Origin of the sequence: Nonomuraea sp. NPDC049649, from assembly GCF_040675175.1 — a bacterium.
GTDB lineage: Bacteria > Actinomycetota > Actinomycetes > Streptosporangiales > Streptosporangiaceae > Nonomuraea.
In genome coordinates this window covers 78,606-94,141 of record NZ_JBFAOH010000013.1, presented here as the reverse complement: position 1 = coordinate 94,141, position 15,536 = coordinate 78,606, and the positions used below count along the sequence as shown (strand labels likewise).

Sequence of the window (15,536 nt, the reverse complement as noted above, 5' to 3'; positions counted from 1 at the left end):
ACTTCCTTCGACGAGGAGTGTTCTCACGGACACAGGGGCACTGAGGGCTGGGTGACCCGAGTGTTAGCGGTAACACGACCTCTGTCAAGGCTTGTCCGGCAAGCGCTTGCCGGACCCTTGACCCGCGCGTTGATAACGCTAACAATCACAGGAGCACCACCAACCGCAAGGAGCCCTCCGTGCACAACGCCCGCCTCACGATCGATCCCGCGTTCCGGGTGGCGCCGGTGCGGCGCCGCACCTTCGGCACCTTCGTCGAGCACCTGGGCCGATGCGTCTACACCGGCATCTACGAGCCCGACCACCCCGGCGCGGACGAGGACGGCTTCCGCCGCGACGTCCTCGACCTCACCCGCGAGCTGGGCATCAGCACCGTCCGCTACCCCGGCGGCAACTTCGTCTCCGGCTACCGCTGGGAAGACGGCATCGGCCCCAAGGAGAACCGCCCCCGCCGCCTCGACCTCGCCTGGCACAGCACCGAGACCAACGAAGTCGGCGTCGACGAGTTCGTCCGCTGGTGCCGCAAGGCCGGAGCCGAACCCATGATGGCGCTCAACCTCGGCACCCGCGGCATCGCCGAAGCCCTCGACCTCCTCGAATACTGCAACCACCCCTCCGGCACCGCCCTGTCCGACCTGCGCATCGCCAACGGCGCCAAGGAACCCCACGGCATCCGCATGTGGTGCCTCGGCAACGAGATGGACGGCCCCTGGCAGACCGGCCACAAGACCGCGCACGAATACGGGCGCCTCGCCGCCGAGACCGCCCGCGCCATGCGCATGGTCGACCGCGACCTCGAACTCGTCGCCTGCGGCAGCTCCGGCTCCACCATGCCGACCTTCGGCGCGTGGGAGGCGACCGTGCTGGAAGAGACGTACGACGTCGTCGACTACATCTCCTGCCACGCCTACTACGAGGAGAAGGACGGCGACCTCGGCAGCTTCCTCGCCTGCTCCGCCGACATGGAGTACTTCATCCGCTCCGTCGCCGCCACCGCCGACCACGTCGGCGCCAAGCTCAAGTCACGCAAGCGGATCGACATCTCCTTCGACGAGTGGAACGTCTGGTACCTGTCGCGCTTCCAGTCCGCCGAACCGCCCGCGGACTGGCCGATCGCCCCGCCGCTCCTCGAAGACCACTACCACCTCGCGGACGCGGTCGCCTTCGGCGGCCTCCTCATCACCCTGCTCCGCAACAGCGACCGCGTGACGGCCGCCTCCCTGGCCCAGCTCGTCAACGTCATCGCCCCCATCATGACCGAGCCCGGCGGCCGCGCCTGGCGCCAGACCACCTTCCACCCCTTCGCCCAGGCCAGCCGGCACGCCGCCGGCGACGTCCTGCGCGTAGAGCCCGACTCCCCCATGTACGAGACCGCCGACTACGGCGACCAGCCCCTCCTCCACGCCGTCGCCACCCACTCCGACCAGGGCGTCACCATCTTCGCCATCAACCGCGCCAGCGACGCCCCCCTCTCCCTGGAACTCGACGCCCGCGCCCTCGGCGACGCCCGCATCACCTCCGCCACCACCCTCACCGACCCGGACGTCTACGCCCGCAACACGGCCGACGACCCGGACCGCGTCTCCCCCCGTACGAACGAGAACGTCGAACAGGACCCGCTGCGCGTCCTCCTGCCCCCGGTCAGCTGGAACGTCATCCACCTGTCCTGACAGCAAGGCCTCCGAGGTGGTCCCTCAAGCGAAACCACCTCGGAGGCCTCGCGCTCCAACGTCGATCCCGACCCTGGCGAATGGAAGGTCACCGTCAGCTCCTGATCCCGACCGGCGAGGCAGGATGCGGGACGCGGGCGTGCTGATCGGCCCGCACCCTGCAACGTTCCGAGTCTCCATACATCGGGTGCTCGGCTCGGAGTGTTCCGCGTGCGTCCTCGACGGCATCATATGAGCGTCATATGATTCAACCATGAGCAAGAGCCGTAAGCGCGCCGTCACCGTGACGGTGGACGCCGATCTTCTGGACTACGCGGAAAGCCGCGCCGACAACGTGTCCGCGTACGTCAACGAAGCCCTCGCCGACCGCGTCCACCGTGAGCGCCGCCTCCGCGCTCTCTGGCAGTCGAAGGTCGCAGAAGCCAAGGCCGACCCCGCCGTGACGGCCAAGGTGGACCGCATGATCGCTCACGTGGAGAGCCAGCGCCAACTGTGAGCACCCACACCCCCACCCCCTACATCATCGACACGGGCATCCTCACCGAAATCGCCCGCGGCGACCTGGGCCTCATCACGCTCATACAGACCTTCGACTCCCGTGACCAGCCGCTCGTCGTGCCCACACTCGCGCTCGCCGGCGCCTCACTCGACGCGCGCAGCGACGAAGCAGACGACCTGCTGGCCGGGCTGGACCTCCTTGACGCGGTCACCGTCGCGCCGCTCGCCGGCCCCGAGCAGGCCGCCAACCTGGCGGACGTCATCTCTCGGACCGGCCTGCCCCCGTGGGATGCGCACGTCGCCGCTGTGGCGGACGCATCCGTGTGCCCGATCCTGACCCTCGATCGGACCAGGTGGGACGAGCCATCCAGTGCGCTGGACGAGCCGCTGCACATCATCCAGATCGCCGACCCCGACGAATAAGACCCCCGACGAGCTCCCTCATCGGGGAGCGGGAGCGGTGCTCTCTCGTACGATCAGCTGGGGTTCGACCAGGCGGCGGGCCGGCTCCGTGTGGCCGGCCATGCGGTCGAGCAGGAGGTGGAAGGCGTGCCGGCCGACCTCGGCGAACTCCTGGCGCACCGTCGTGAGCGGGGGCCAGAAGTACGCGGCCTCGGGGATGTCGTCGAAGCCCACCACGCTCACGTCGTCCGGCACCCGGCGGCCCACCTCGCGGAGGGCGCGTTTGAGGCCGAGCGCCATCTGGTCGTTGCCGACGAAGATCGCGGTCACGGAGGGGTCGGCGGCGAGGCGTTTGCCGAGTTCGTAGCCCGAGCGGGGGCTCCAGTCGCCGCGCAGCGGCTCCGGGGCGGGGCGGCCGGCGGCGGCGAGGACTTCGCGCCAGCCGTCGATGCGGTAGTTGGCGTCGAGCCAGTTGACCGGGCCGCCCAGGTGGTGGACGGTCGCGTGGCCGAGGTCGAGGAGGTGGCGGGTGGCGCGGGCGGCCCCGGCGCGCTGGTCGACGGTGACGACCGGGACCGGGATGTCCTCGCCGGCGTCGACCGCGACCACGGGCAGGTCGAGCGGCAGGTGGCGCAGCCCGTCGGCGGCCGACTCGTGCGGGGCCAGGATGACGACGCCGTCGACCGCCTGGGCGCGCAGCCGCCGGATCGCCTCCTCGATGGACTTCCTGCTGAGCATGCTCAGGCTGGCGATGCTGACGCTGTAGCCGCTCAGCCTGGCCGTCTGCTCGATGCAGTAGAGCGTGGACGCGGGACCGTACAGAGTGGTGTCGATGCTGACCACGCCGAGCACGCCGGAACGGCCGGTGACGAGCTGGCGTGCGGCCAGGTTGGGCCAGTAATCGAGCTCGCGGACGGCGGCGAGCACGCGTTCGCGGGTCTCGGCTCGCACCCGATGCGGTGCGTTGAGCACCCGCGAGACCGTCATCGCCGAAACCCCCGCCAGTGCCGCCACATCGCCCAGCACGGCGGGCCTGCGCGGGGCCTCGGAAGCGTCCCCTTTACCGGCCATGCGCTCACCCCCTCTTTTTTGCAATAACGCTAACAGGGCGAATTCCGGTTCCGCGCTTTACCCTTCGGTGAAACGATCCACGGGACTGAGGAGTGCGCGTTGAATCTGCCCGAGACCGGGAGGACCGCCGAGGATCTGCTCGCCGAGCTGGCCGGGCTCACCGAGCACGACCTGCCCGTGCGGGGCGGCCAGGTGACCTCTTATGTGTACGACACGGGACGGCCGGAGGTGCACGACACGGCGGCGCGCGCCTACGCGGCGATGCTGGAGGTCAACTGTCTCGACCCGACGGCGTTCCCCAGCATCGTGGAGATGGAGAAGCAGGTCGTCGGGGCGGTGGCGGACGTGCTGGGCGGCGGCCACGGCGTCTTCACCAGCGGCGGCACCGAGTCGATCATGCTGGCGGTGAAGGCGGCCCGCGACGCGGCCGGCCGGTCCAGGCCGAACCTGGTGCTGCCGGTCACCGCCCACCCCGCCTTCCACAAGGCGGCCCACTACCTTGGGGTCGAGGTCAGGCCGGTGCCGGTGGACCTGGAGACGTTCAAGGCCGACGTGCGGGCGGTCGCCGACGCCGTGGACGAGGACACGGTGCTGGTGGTCGCGTCCGCTCCCTCGTACCCGCAAGGGGTGATCGACCCGGTCGGCGAGATCGCCGCGATCGCGGCGGAGGCCGGGGTGTGCTGCCACGTGGACGCGTGCGTGGGCGGCTGGCTGCTGCCGTGGCTGCGGGAGGCGGGCGCGGACGTGCCGCCGTTCGACCTGTCGGTGCCCGGGGTGACGTCGATCTCCTGCGACCTGCACAAGTTCGGGTACGCACCGAAGGGGGCGTCGGTGGTGCTCTTCGCCGACCCGGCGATGCGGCGGCGGGCCTACTTCGCGTCGGCGGCCTGGCCCGGCTACACGATCATCAACGCGACCGTGCAGAGCTCCCGGTCGGCGGGGCCGCTCGGCGGCGCCTGGGCGACCCTCCAGGCCCTCGGCCGCGAAGGCTACGTCGAGCTGGGCCGCGCCACCCTGGAGGCAGCGGACCGGCTGCGCGCCGGGCTGGCCGGGATCGGCGGGCTGCGGGTGCTCGGCTCGCCGGAGTCCACGCTGGTGGCCTTCGCCTCCGACGAGGTGGACGTGTTCGTGCTCGCCGACGAGGCGCGGGCGCGCGGCTGGTTCCTGCAACCCCAGCTCTCGTACGCAGGGATCCCGGCGAACCTGCACATCACGGTCACGGGGGTGACGTTGGCCGGGGTGGACGCGATGCTCAAGGTGATCGCCGAATCGACGGAGGCGGCCAGGCGGCTCGGCCCTCCCGCCGTCCCCGACGGCCTGGTCGAACTGATCACCGGCCTGGACCTGGACGCCCTCGACGACGCCACCTTCGCCGAACTGGCCGCCTCGGTGGGCGTCGACCTGCGGCCCGGATCGGGGCAGCCCCGGATGGCCGTGGTCAACACCGTCCTGGACGCGCTCCCGGCCCCGCTGCGGGAGGCGATCCTGATCCGGTTCCTGTCGGTGATCTACAGCTAGTACGGTTTGCACCCATCCTCGTTACCGCGCCCGCCTGCTGACTTCCCCTAGTACGGTTCGGAACTGGATTCCGCCGGGCGCGGGCCGGTGCCCTGACCGTTATCGGGCGTCTATCGGGCGTCCCGTTTCGGGTCGGTCCACGTCTCGGTGACGCGACCGCCCGGCAGTGCGATATTCAGCTGCCGACACCAAGATCGCGTCGGCGTCCATCCCTCGGCCGGCGTGAAGTTCACCCGAAGCCGGCGGGCCTCGTGGGGAACCGGCCCGCCGAGGTAGCGAGTTCCATGCGCAGCCGTCTTGCCCTCTGAATCGAAAGCACCACGGTTGTCGTCGTCGTAGGGGGTGCCCAGGTCATCCTCGGTGGACAGCATCCAATACCAGAAGAACGGTCCTTTGGTTTCCTTCTCGTGCTCCCACAATCCGGGAACGAACTCGTAGTGCAGCACGCCGCCGACGTCCGACAGCTCCAGTCCGCGGGCGACCACATGGTGGCCTTCCAACAGTTCCCCGAGATCGATGTCGAAGACTATGTCGAGCTGCCTCGACCCGCCCTGCTTGGCGAAGTAGGCGTCGGTAGCCGTACGCGGCGGAATCCTGATCATGACCCCAGCATCCGACACGATCGGAAAGCCCACCACCCGATATTCACTGGCTGCACCTGCTGGAGCAGGCCGGCCACTAGGCGGATACTCCCGGCCGAGAGGCGATCCTGATCCGCTTCCTGTCGGTGATCTACAGCCGGTAGCGTTCGCGGTCGTGCCTCCTTTACCGCGCCCCGTCATCGCCGCCTGGTCGGCCGCCGTCGTCGTTGCTTTCGTCCCCACCTGGTGGATGTGGGAGGGGTGGTTGATGTCGGATGCGCTGCGCCCGTTGGTGGAAGGTGTCGATCTGTCGGGGTGGGGGCCAGAGCCGATCTTCGAGGAGCGGTACTACGTCGTCACCTACGGCGTAGTGCGCACGTTCGACAGCTTCAACCCGACGCCGGTCCTGTCTCCACTGGTCAACGATCTGTGCGTGGTCTCGAACGTGGCGTACGGTTGCGCGCTCCCGGCCGTGCTGGTGCTGGCCGGGTTCCTTGGCTGCCTTCGACAGGGCGATCCGGAGGCGGTGGCGCGGCGGGTCGCCTGGGGGCTGGTGGTGGCGGCGGCGGTGCCGACCCTCGCGCAGGATTTCGCGCTGACGATCCTCAGCCCGCAGTGGTTCGTAGCCATGGCCGGCGTCTGGGGACGCGACCAGGTCTGCTACCTGCTCGCCGCCGCGCTGGTGCTGGTCGCCTCCCTCCGCATGCCCCACCGTCCCGGTGCCACTTCTGACGGGTTCGGGCTCAGGGCCGCCGCGCTGCTGGCCGACTACGTGATCTTCTGCGTGGCGCTCGGCCTGGTGGTGCCGCTGCTCTACGAGAACCACGACTTCCTCGACTTCGCCGGTTTCCGGGGGCTGCTCTCCCATGTGGAAGCGGGGCCGCTGCCGGTGGGCACCGACCTGGCCGTGGTCGCGCTGATGTTCCTGTACGTGTGGATCCCGCGCGGCACGACCGTGGGCAAACGCCTGGTCGGACTCCGGGTGGAAGGCGCCACACCGGGCAAGGCGGCGCTCCGGGCACTGCTCTTCCCCGTCGCCGTGTTGTGGCCCGAGTACGGGGTCCTGTGGCTGACCGCCGACGCCCTCTGGTCGTTCGTGGACCGAAACGGGCAGCTGCTGCACGACCGACTTCTGGGCACCTCAGTCAGGTCCCCGTCGTGAACACTTCAGCCCACACCGCCCTCCCGCCGAGCGCGTCGTCTTCCGCACCCCAGCGGGCCGAGATCTCATGGACGATGCGGAGCCCTCGACCTGTGCACTCCATCTCCTCGGGCTCGCGCAGCCGAGGAACGGTCTTGGCTCCCTGATCAATGACGGAGATCCGGGCGATGGCGTCCCCGATCTCTCTGACGTCGACCGTGATCAGCCCACCGGCCAAACCTGAGACGGTATGACGTACGGCGTTGGAAACCAGTTCGCTGACCGCGAGGAGCACGTTGTCCACGTTGCGATGTCCGGCGTCCATCAGGACTCGGCCGACACAGTGTCGAGCCACTGAGACTGATCGCGGGGCTCCAGGCAGCACCACCTCGGCAAGGAATCTTTCGTGCACCACGCCGCCTCCCGATTCCTGTCTCCAACTCTTGCGTAACCGGGCCGTCGTCCTGGCAGCGAGATCACTTAGCGGTTTCGTAGCAGACCCACTACTTTCAGCTACCTAACCTAGCCCGACAGAAGCCGGTCCCCCGGCGACATCACGGCCAAGTGTCCAACGGGCACATGTAAATTGGCAAGTGCCCAACAGCAACTGCCCGACTAGTGCGGGTTGTACCCCCGGCTGGGAGATTGGAAAGTGATCCGATGGCGCACGAGACCCGGAGTCCAACCGTGCGGCGACGGCAGTTGGCAAGCGCCCTTCGTGAGCTACGAGAAGAGCGTGGCCTGAGCATCGAACAAGTCGTCGGCCATCTCGATTGGCATCCGACGAAGCTCAGCCGGTTCGAGACGGCTCGCAGGGCAATCCAGCCCAGCGACGTCCGAGCGCTGTTGGACGTTTATCAGGTAGACCGAGCGGACCGCGACAACCTGCTCGTCCTGGCACGCGAGGCACGCCAGCGGGACTGGTGGCACGCGTATGGACAGGCGGTCCCTGAAGGGTTCAAGGTCTACCTGGGCCTGGAAGCAGCAGCGTCCTCGTTGCAGATCTACGAGAGCGAGTTCATCCCTGGTCTCGTCCAGACCGAGGACTACATTCGCGAGGTTCACAGAGCCACACTCGTAGACGCCGATGATCAAGACATCGAGCAGCGGGTGACCGTACGGCTGACCCGGCAGAAGCTCCTGACCCGTGAAAACGCTCCGAAGCTCTGGATGGTGGTCAACGAAGCCGTCATCCGACGCGTCGTAGGCGGTCCTCTGATCATGCGGGCGCAGCTCGAACGACTGCTTGAGGCGACGAAACTGCCCAACGTCACACTTCAGGTACTTCCGTTCACAGCCGGCGCTCATCCGTCCATGGACGGGGCGTTTCACGTGCTCGGCTTCGAGCCGGCAGACCCCAGCGTCGTGTACATCGAGTACCACACAGGTACGCTCTATTTGGAGAAGGCACACGAAATAGGGCGATACCTACAGAAGTTCGACCATCTCCGCGCTACAGCGCTCTCGGTGAGTGACTCCTGCTCACTCATCAAGCAGATTGCCCATGATCTACGTGAGTAGCGGATCCCATACGCAGAAGAGGAAGGGTTAGATGGCGCAGCCGGACCTGTCGCGTGCCCGTTGGCGCAAGGCTTCCAAGAGCAACGGTCAGGGTGGGGCATGTGTGGAGGTCGCTCTGAACCTGCCCGACATCGTGGCGGTACGCGACAGCAAAGACCCTGATGGCTCTGTACTGGTTTTCAGCCACCGGGAATGGGACGCGTTCCTTGATGGCGCGAGCAAGAGAGAGTTCGACATTCCCTAACCGTCCCTCTTGGTGATCTACAGGCAGTACCGTTTGTGATCATGCTCCCGTTACCGCGTCCTCTCCTCGCCACTTGGCCTCTCGCTGCCGTCGCTGCTTTCCTGCCCTCCTGGTGGCGGTGGGAGCTGTGGCGGGAGTTGCACCCGCCGGAGGACGTGCGAAGGATGACCGTGTTCTACAGTCCGGCCCAGTCGCCTTCCGACTTCGCTGGCACTCCGGTGCTGACGCCGCTGCTCGCCGACCTGGGCTCGTTCGGGGAGGTGGCGTTGCGGTGGGCGCTGCCGTCGGTGCTGGTGCTGGCCGGACTTCTCGCCTGTCTGCGGCCGATCGGCTCGATGGGCGTGCCACAGCGGTCAGAGCTCCTTGACATGGTCTAGGGCCGGGTGGGTGTTAGCGTCCGGCGCATGACCATTCGTCGTTCCGTACCCGACATCACGACCTCCGACCCGGCCGCGAGCAGCGCCTTCTACCAACTCCTCGGCTTCCGCGAGGAGATGAACCTCGGCTGGGTCGTCAACCTGGTCTCGCCGTCCAACCCCACCGCCCAGGTCATCCTCATCACCAAGGACGCGGCGGCACCTGTGAACCCGGACCTCAGCGTCGAGGTCGAGGACGTCGACGCCGTCTACGAGGCCGTACGCGCGACCGGCGCGGAGATCGTGCACCCCATCACCGACGAGGACTGGGGCGTCCGGCGCTTCTTCGCCCGCGACCCGGACGGCAAGGTGGTCAACGTCGTCAGCCACCAGTCCTGACCTTTGAACGGGTCATGGATCGTTGACGCAGCGGAGGACCGGGGGGGTGGTGAGTGCCGTCGTGTCCAGGGGCGCGGTGGTGGTGATGTGGAAGGTGGCGGTTTCGCCTGGTAGGAGGGTGAGCAGCATGGTGTCCACGGAGGCGGCGGGGTCGAGGCGGTCGGGGAAGAGGGCCAGGTCGCGGAGGATCGTGCGGGCGGTGACCGTGACGCGGTAGCCGCCGTCCGCCCGGTCCACGGTGGCGTCGTAGGCCGCGGGCGGGAAGGCCACGGCCGGGTCCTCGGCGAAGAAGGACAGGGTGCGCTGGTCGCCGAGGCGGACCGAGAGGAGTTCCCGGGAAGGGTCGTCGGACGTCGCGACGGCGGCGGGGATCGGCAGCCGGGCCACCGAGCGGGGGTCCGCCGTCACCTGCGAGACCTGCTCGGCGAGGGGTTTGCCGTCCAGGGTGAGGCGGGTGACGACGAGGTCGCCCCGCCAGGCCGTCCCCGAGTCGTTGACCACGGCCACCGAGGAGCCCTGCACGGTGAGGAGGCGGTCGGCGTAGACGCGGCGCAGCGCGTACCAGAGGGGTTTGCGACGCCCGTCGCCGTCGACCGCGGACCAGGAGATGACCGGCCAGCAGTCGTTGAGCTGCCAGACGATCGTGCCCATGCAGTGCGGCATGAGCGCGCGGAAGCGTTCGATGCCGAAGGTGAGGGCGCGGGCCTGGTTGAGCTGGGTCAGGTAGTGCCAGTCGTCGAAGGTGGCGGGCGCGGGCAGGTGGTCGCCGAGGCCGCGCATCAGCTTGCCGTGGCCGTCGATGGCCTTCTGGTGGTGGAGGACGAGGGGGGCGTCGGCGGCCAGGTCGCCGGAGACGGCGCGGCGGAGGGTGGCGTACGCGGGCGGGCCCTGGAAGCCGAACTCGGCGACGAAGCGGGGCGTGTAGGCGGCGTAGTGGCTGTAGTCCTTCCGGTTCCACACGTCCCAGATGTGGATGGTGCCGGTGGACGGGTCCTGCGGCGGGTCGGCGGGGTCGGCGGAGAAGGGGCTGCCGGGGATGTACGGCCGCGTCGGGTCGAGCTCGGCCACGATGGACGGCAGCAGCTCGCGGTAGAAGGCGGCGCCCCAGCTCCGGCCTTCCAGCTTGTCCTGCCAGCCCCAGTCGGCGTACCCCTCCAGGTTCTCGTTGTTGCCGCACCACAGCATCAGGCTGGGATGGGCGGAGAGCCGGGTCACCTGCTCGCGCGCCTCGGCCTCGACCTCCGTCCGGAACGGCTCCTCCTCCGGGTAGGCGGCGCAGGCGAACGGGAAATCCTGCCACACCATCAGCCCGAGCTCGTCGGCCAGGTCGTAGAAGTCCTCGCTCTCGTACAGGCCCCCGCCCCATACGCGCAGCAGGTTGACCCCGGCGTCGATCGCCTGGCCGAAGCGGCCGGCGAGCCGGTCGCGGGTGATGCGGGAGGGGAAGCAGTCGTCGGGGATCCAGTTGACGCCCCGGACGAACACCGGCGTCCCGTTGACCGTCAGCCGGAACTCCTCCCGTTCCAGCTCGACCGTGCGGAAGCCGATCTTCCCGGTCCACGACGCGTCGCCGAGGCGCACGGTCAGGCCGTAGCGGTGCGGCTCCCCGTACCCGCGAGGCCACCACAGCCGCGGCTCCGGCACGGTGAGCGGCACGACGGCCGTGCGCTGGCCGGCGGCGAGCCGCACCTCCGCCGACACCCCGGCCACCTCGGCGGTCAGCGTGAGCGGCGCCTCGGTGGCGCGCTCGACCGTCACGTGCACGTCCACCCGGCCGGAGGCGTCGGCGAGCGGGCGGACCGCGGCGAGGCGGGCGCCGCTCCAGCTCTCCAGCCCGATCGGGCGCCAGATGCCGCCGGTGACCAGGTCGGGCCCCCAGTCCCAGCCGAAGTTGCAGGCCATCTTGCGGATGAACGCGTAAGGCGAGTGGTACGCGCCGGGGCGGTGGCCGAGCACGGCCTGCCGCTCCTCGGCGTACTCCAGGGCGGAGGAGAAGGTGACGGTGAGCGTGTTCTCACCCTCGCGCAGCAGGTGCCGCACCGGGAACCGGTAGGAGCGGTGCTGGTTGGCGGTGGCGCCGACGCGCACCCCGTTGAGCGTGACCTCCGCGACCGTGTCCAGCCCCGCGCACACCAGGTCGGTGCGCTCGTGCTCGTCGCGCGACCAGGAGAACGAGGTCGTGTACGTCCACGCGGTGCGGCCGATCCAGCCGAGCCGGCTCTCGTTGTCGTCCAGGTACGGATCGTCGATGAGACCGGCGGCCAGCAGATCGGTATGGACGCAGCCGGGCACGCTGGCGGGCACGCCGGCCAGGTCCCGCGAGGGGGCCGACAGGACCCAGCCGTCGTGCAGCGGTCGGTACGAGGTCAAGAAGGTTCTCCTTGGCAGTCGTCGAGCTGGGCGCAGGCCACGAAATGACCGGGTTCGGCCTCGTACAGGCCGCCCTTCCCGCCGCGCTCGTGGTACAGGCAGGTCTCCACCGCCGCGGCGTCCTCCCACGGGGCGTGCAGCCGGGGCACGGACGACAGGAGCTGCCTGGTGTAGGGGTGCAGCGGGCCGTCGAACACCTTGTGCGTCAGGCCCATCTCGACGATCGTGCCGCTGCGCAGCACGACGGTGCGTTCGGCGAGGTAGTGGCCGAGCGACAGGTCGTGCGTCACGTACAGCACGCTCAGCCCGCGGGTCTTCAGCTCGGCGAGCAGGTTCAGCACATCGATGCGGGTGGAGGCGTCGAGCATGCTGGTGATCTCGTCGGCGATCAGCAGCTTCAGGTCCAGCAGGAGCGCCCGCGCGATCAGCAGGCGCTGCAGCTGGCCGCCGCTGAGCTGGTGCGGGAACTTGCCGAGCACCTCGCGCGGGTTGAGCCGCACGTCCTCGATCGCCACGTGGACCCGCTCGGCCCACTCCTTGTCGGAGACCGACGGATAGTAGCTGTCCTTGATCAGCTGGAAGACCCGGTCGGCCTTGAAGACCGGGTTGTAGCAGCTGAACGGGTCCTGGAAGACGCCCTGGACGGTCCGGTAGTACTCCCTGCCCGCCCTGACCGGCACGCCGTCCACGGTGATGGTCCCGCTGGTCATCGGGATGAGACCGAGGATCATCTTGCCGATCGTGCTCTTGCCGCTGCCGCTCTCCCCGATGAGGGAGACGACCTCGCCCTGCGGCACCTCGAAGCTCACGGCGTCGACGGCCTTCAGCGTCCGCCCGCCGAAGGTCCCGACCTTGTAGACCTTGGTGAGGTTCTCGACTTTCAGCATCAGGCGGCCTTCCAGCACGCGACGTAGTGATTCGGCTCGACCTCGGTCGCCGGCGGCTCCTCGACGCACTGCTCGGAGGCCAGCGGGCAGCGGTCCCGGAACCGGCAGCCCTGCGGCGGCCTGAGCAGCGACGGCGGGCTGCCGGGGATGCCCTCCAGCTTGCGTTCCTCGAACCGGACGCCGATCTCCGGCAGCGAGTTGATCAGGAGTTTCGTGTACGGGTGCTTCGGCGCCTTGATCAGTTCCTCGGTGGGCGCCTTCTCCGCCAGCTTGCCCGCGTACATCACCATGATCGTGTCGGCGATGTGCGCGGTGAGCGCCAGGTCGTGCGTGATGAAGATCATGCTCTTGACGTAGCCGCGGTCGCGGAAGTCGAGCAGCGCCTTGGCCACCGCCTTCTGGGTGGACACGTCGAGCGCGGAGGTGATCTCGTCGGCGATCAGCAGCGCCGGGTCGAGCAGCGTCGAGATGACCATGACCACGCGCTGTTTCTGGCCGCCGGACAGCTCGATCGGGTAGCGGCCGAGCACCTCGACCGGCAGCCCCACCTGGGCGATCCGGCGCTCCAGCTCCTCGCGGTCGAGCGTCACGCCGCGCGAGCGGAGCAGCTCGTTGATCATCTTGCCGATCCGGCGGGTCGGGTTCATCGCGCTCATCGAGTACTGCGGGATGAGCGAGATCTCGTGGAACCGGAACCCGTTCATGGCCCGGTCGTCGCCGATCGGCAGCTCGCGGCCGTCCAGCTCGACGGAGCCGCCGATGTGGCGCATCCGGCCGTCCATCCGGATGAGGCTCTTGCCCAGCGTGGTCTTCCCACACCCGGACTCGCCCGCCAGGCCGAGGATCTCCCCGTCGTCCATGGCGAAGGAGACCCCGTCGAGCGCCTTCACATCTCCTCTGAGGGTCCGGTAGTGCACCCTCAGGTCGCTTACCCGCAGACTCATGTCTCCCTCAGCTTCGGGTTGAAGACCTCGTCGAGGCCGACGTTGGCCACGTACAGGGCGCCGACGACGGCGGTGATGGCCGCGCCCGGCGGGACGAACCACCACCAGAGGCCGAGCTGGAGCGCGCTCCACTGGGTGGCGTTCTGCAGCATCAGCCCGAGCGAGACGCCTTCGGTGGGCCCGAGCCCGATGAAGTCCAGCGAGGCGGCGATCAGCACCGAGCTGCCGAACAGCAGGATGAACGTCATGAACAGGTAGGAGCTCATGTTCGGCGCGATCTCGCGGGCGATGATCCTGGGGGTGCCGACGCCGCTCAGCCTCGCCAGGTCGACGAAGTCCCGGGACCGCAGGGAGAACGTCTGGGCCCGGATGGCGCGCGCCGCCCACGGCCAGGAGGTGAGGCCGATGAGCAGGGCCTGCATGCCGACGCTGCGGATGCCGAGGTAGGCGTTGATGATCAGCAGCACGGCCAGGGTGGGGATGACCAGGACGATGTTGGTGAGCATGTTGAGCGCCTCGTCCACCAGCCCGCCCCGGTAGCCGGCGGTGAAGCCGATCGCCATCGCGATGACGGCCGCGATGCCGCCGCCGATCGCCCCGGCCAGGAAGGTGGTGCGCACTCCGTACACGAACTGGGTGAAGACGTCCTGGCCCTGCGTGGTGGTGCCGAACCAGTGTTCGGACGAGGGCGGCAGCATGGGCATCGCCACGTACTCGTTGGGCGAGTCCACGTCCAGGAGGACCGGCCCGAGCAGGCCGATCACGGCGAACACGAACACGATGGAGAAGCCGATCACCAGTTTGGGGTTCCGCACGGCGAAGTACAGGGCTTCGCGGCGGACCACGCGTTCCTCGGTGGGCAGTGCCGTCGGTGTGGTGGTGGTCATGCCTGTGCTCCCGCCATCCCGGTGCGCGTGCGCGGATCGATGAGCACGTACACGATGTCGATGATGAAGTTGGCCACCAGCACCCCGACGACGATGAACATGAACGAGCCCTGGAGCAGGAAGAAGTCCTGGTTCTGGATGGCCTTCAGGATGAGGCTGCCGATCCCGGGATAGGAGAAGACGATCTCGGTGACCAGCGCGCCCGCGACCAGCACGCCGAGTTGCAGCGCCAGGCCGGTGATCTGGGGCAGCATGGCGTTGCGGTAGGCGTAGCGGCGGATCAGGCGGGCCGGCGCGCCGAGCGCCGCCAGGTAGGTGGAGTAGTCCGACTCCAGCTCGTAGATGATCATGTTGCGCATGCCGATCGCCCACCCGCCGAGCGCCACCAGGAACAGCGACAGGAACGGCAGCGCCCAGTGGTGCAGCAGGCTCTCGATGAACGGCCAGGACCAGCTCGGCTGGAGCGAGAAGGCGTAGCCGCCGGCCACCGGGAACCACCCGGCCACCACGCCGAGCCCCCAGGCCAGCAGCACGGCCAGCCACATGTACGGGGTCGCGGTGAGGATGTAGCCGACCGGGAGCACGCTGTTGTCCAGCAGCTGGCGGCGGGCGGCGAAGGCGCCGAGCCGGTTGCCCGCCCAGTAGCTGAGCAGCACCGCCGGGATCATCAGACCCAGCGTGTACGGGACGGCCCCCAGGATGAGGTCGGTCACCGGCGTCGGGAACACGTAGATGCTGATCCCGAAGTCGCCGCGGAACATCGCCCCCCAGAAGTTCAGGTACTGCTGCCAGACCGGCTGGTCGAAGCCGAACAGGCTGGTGTAGTAGGCCCGCATCGCCTCGACGGCCTCGGGCTGCGAGACTCGGGCCCTGGCCAGCATGCTCGCGACCGGGTCGCCGGGCATGAAGCGCGGGATCATCCAGTTGACCGTGACGGCGGCCACGAAGGTCAGGCCGTAGATGAACAGTTTCCTGCCGAAGTATTGGCGCACGAAGATCTCCCCAGGTGCCCCCTCCGCCCCGGGAGGACGGGGCGGAGGGGGCGCC

17 protein-coding genes are annotated in these 15,536 nt (G+C 68.8%); 9 read left to right on the top strand and 8 right to left on the bottom strand.

What is annotated here, in order from left to right; translation table 11 throughout:
* Positions 1-179 precede the first annotated feature (179 nt).
* From AB0J42_RS19040 to AB0J42_RS19030, 3 genes are all read left to right on the top strand, one after another.
* Positions 180-1,670: an alpha-N-arabinofuranosidase gene (locus AB0J42_RS19040; RefSeq protein WP_364296014.1), complete on the top strand. Its 1,491-nt coding sequence runs from the start codon at positions 180-182 to the stop codon at positions 1,668-1,670.
* 253 nt (positions 1,671-1,923) lie between these two features.
* Positions 1,924-2,166, top strand: coding sequence for a type II toxin-antitoxin system CcdA family antitoxin (locus AB0J42_RS19035; protein WP_364296012.1), 243 nt, complete (start codon positions 1,924-1,926; stop codon positions 2,164-2,166).
* Positions 2,163-2,591, top strand: a complete 429-nt coding sequence (locus tag AB0J42_RS19030; protein WP_364296010.1) for a PIN domain-containing protein — start codon at positions 2,163-2,165, stop codon at positions 2,589-2,591. The genes AB0J42_RS19035 and AB0J42_RS19030 overlap by 4 nt, the downstream gene beginning before the upstream one ends.
* Positions 2,592-2,609: 18 nt before the next feature.
* Here the strand turns inward: AB0J42_RS19030 and AB0J42_RS19025 are convergent, their stop codons facing one another.
* Positions 2,610-3,641 (bottom strand): LacI family DNA-binding transcriptional regulator, encoded by a 1,032-nt coding sequence (locus AB0J42_RS19025; protein ID WP_364296008.1) that lies wholly within the window; start codon positions 3,639-3,641, stop codon positions 2,610-2,612.
* A 99-nt stretch (positions 3,642-3,740) separates the two neighbouring features.
* Here AB0J42_RS19025 and AB0J42_RS19020 point away from each other — a divergent pair, with 99 nt between their 5' ends.
* Positions 3,741-5,159, top strand: a complete 1,419-nt coding sequence (locus tag AB0J42_RS19020; RefSeq protein ID WP_364296006.1) for an aspartate aminotransferase family protein — start codon at positions 3,741-3,743, stop codon at positions 5,157-5,159.
* A gap of 110 nt (positions 5,160-5,269) precedes the next feature.
* Here AB0J42_RS19020 and AB0J42_RS19015 read toward each other — a convergent pair whose 3' ends face one another.
* A complete protein-coding gene (locus tag AB0J42_RS19015) occupies positions 5,270-5,761 on the bottom strand; it encodes a hypothetical protein (RefSeq protein ID WP_364296004.1) in 492 nt (163 codons plus the stop codon).
* Positions 5,762-5,915: 154 nt separating this feature from the next.
* Between AB0J42_RS19015 and AB0J42_RS19010 the strand changes: the two genes are divergently transcribed.
* A complete protein-coding gene (locus tag AB0J42_RS19010; protein WP_364296002.1) occupies positions 5,916-6,902 on the top strand; it encodes an RDD family protein in 987 nt (328 codons plus the stop codon).
* On the opposite strand, the gene AB0J42_RS19005 is transcribed toward AB0J42_RS19010, so the two are convergent.
* On the bottom strand, positions 6,886-7,266 hold the full coding sequence (locus AB0J42_RS19005; RefSeq protein ID WP_364296182.1) for an ATP-binding protein: 381 nt from the start codon (positions 7,264-7,266) through the stop codon (positions 6,886-6,888). The genes AB0J42_RS19010 and AB0J42_RS19005 overlap by 17 nt on opposite strands.
* A 275-nt stretch (positions 7,267-7,541) precedes the next feature.
* Here AB0J42_RS19005 and AB0J42_RS19000 point away from each other — a divergent pair, with 275 nt between their 5' ends.
* From AB0J42_RS19000 to AB0J42_RS18985, 4 genes are all read left to right on the top strand, one after another.
* The gene (locus tag AB0J42_RS19000) at positions 7,542-8,402 is read left to right on the top strand and encodes a helix-turn-helix transcriptional regulator (RefSeq protein ID WP_364296000.1); all 861 of its coding nucleotides are present in this window, start codon (positions 7,542-7,544) and stop codon (positions 8,400-8,402) included.
* Positions 8,403-8,433: 31 nt separating this feature from the next.
* Positions 8,434-8,646, top strand: coding sequence for a DUF397 domain-containing protein (locus tag AB0J42_RS18995; protein ID WP_364295998.1), 213 nt, complete (start codon positions 8,434-8,436; stop codon positions 8,644-8,646).
* A gap of 164 nt (positions 8,647-8,810) precedes the next feature.
* The gene (locus tag AB0J42_RS18990) at positions 8,811-9,023 is read left to right on the top strand and encodes a hypothetical protein (RefSeq protein WP_364295996.1); all 213 of its coding nucleotides are present in this window, start codon (positions 8,811-8,813) and stop codon (positions 9,021-9,023) included.
* Positions 9,024-9,050: 27 nt separating this feature from the next.
* The gene (locus AB0J42_RS18985; RefSeq protein ID WP_364295994.1) at positions 9,051-9,401 is read left to right on the top strand and encodes a VOC family protein; all 351 of its coding nucleotides are present in this window, start codon (positions 9,051-9,053) and stop codon (positions 9,399-9,401) included.
* 12 nt (positions 9,402-9,413) lie between these two features.
* Here AB0J42_RS18985 and AB0J42_RS18980 read toward each other — a convergent pair whose 3' ends face one another.
* Genes AB0J42_RS18980 through AB0J42_RS18960 form a run of 5 tightly spaced genes read right to left on the bottom strand, consistent with a single transcriptional unit; the run spans position 9,414 to position 15,481 of the window.
* A complete protein-coding gene (locus AB0J42_RS18980) occupies positions 9,414-11,771 on the bottom strand; it encodes a glycoside hydrolase family 2 protein (protein ID WP_364295992.1) in 2,358 nt (785 codons plus the stop codon).
* Positions 11,768-12,658: an ATP-binding cassette domain-containing protein gene (locus AB0J42_RS18975; RefSeq protein ID WP_364295990.1), complete on the bottom strand. Its 891-nt coding sequence runs from the start codon at positions 12,656-12,658 to the stop codon at positions 11,768-11,770. Before AB0J42_RS18975 ends, AB0J42_RS18980 begins: the two co-directional genes overlap by 4 nt.
* Positions 12,658-13,602, bottom strand: coding sequence for an ABC transporter ATP-binding protein (locus AB0J42_RS18970; RefSeq protein WP_364295988.1), 945 nt, complete (start codon positions 13,600-13,602; stop codon positions 12,658-12,660). The genes AB0J42_RS18975 and AB0J42_RS18970 overlap by 1 nt, the downstream gene beginning before the upstream one ends.
* Positions 13,599-14,489 (bottom strand): ABC transporter permease, encoded by an 891-nt coding sequence (locus tag AB0J42_RS18965; protein WP_364295986.1) that lies wholly within the window; start codon positions 14,487-14,489, stop codon positions 13,599-13,601. Before AB0J42_RS18965 ends, AB0J42_RS18970 begins: the two co-directional genes overlap by 4 nt.
* Positions 14,486-15,481, bottom strand: a complete 996-nt coding sequence (locus AB0J42_RS18960) for an ABC transporter permease (RefSeq protein WP_364295984.1) — start codon at positions 15,479-15,481, stop codon at positions 14,486-14,488. Before AB0J42_RS18960 ends, AB0J42_RS18965 begins: the two co-directional genes overlap by 4 nt.
* Positions 15,482-15,536 lie beyond the last annotated feature (55 nt).

Bases quoted from the DNA above. Each gene is read 5' to 3' on its own strand.
- AB0J42_RS19000 (WP_364296000.1), top strand. From the start codon at position 7,542: ATGGCGCACGAGACCCGGAGTCCAACCGTGCGGCGACGGCAGTTGGCA.
- AB0J42_RS18970 (WP_364295988.1), bottom strand. From the start codon at position 13,602: ATGAGTCTGCGGGTAAGCGACCTGAGGGTGCACTACCGGACCCTCAGA.
- AB0J42_RS18990 (WP_364295996.1), top strand. From the start codon at position 8,811: ATGACCGTGTTCTACAGTCCGGCCCAGTCGCCTTCCGACTTCGCTGGC.
- AB0J42_RS18985 (WP_364295994.1), top strand. From the start codon at position 9,051: ATGACCATTCGTCGTTCCGTACCCGACATCACGACCTCCGACCCGGCC.
- AB0J42_RS19015 (WP_364296004.1), bottom strand. From the start codon at position 5,761: ATGATCAGGATTCCGCCGCGTACGGCTACCGACGCCTACTTCGCCAAG.
- AB0J42_RS19025 (WP_364296008.1), bottom strand. From the start codon at position 3,641: ATGGCCGGTAAAGGGGACGCTTCCGAGGCCCCGCGCAGGCCCGCCGTG.
- AB0J42_RS18995 (WP_364295998.1), top strand. From the start codon at position 8,434: ATGGCGCAGCCGGACCTGTCGCGTGCCCGTTGGCGCAAGGCTTCCAAG.
- AB0J42_RS18975 (WP_364295990.1), bottom strand. From the start codon at position 12,658: ATGCTGAAAGTCGAGAACCTCACCAAGGTCTACAAGGTCGGGACCTTC.
- AB0J42_RS18965 (WP_364295986.1), bottom strand. From the start codon at position 14,489: ATGACCACCACCACACCGACGGCACTGCCCACCGAGGAACGCGTGGTC.
- AB0J42_RS19035 (WP_364296012.1), top strand. From the start codon at position 1,924: ATGAGCAAGAGCCGTAAGCGCGCCGTCACCGTGACGGTGGACGCCGAT.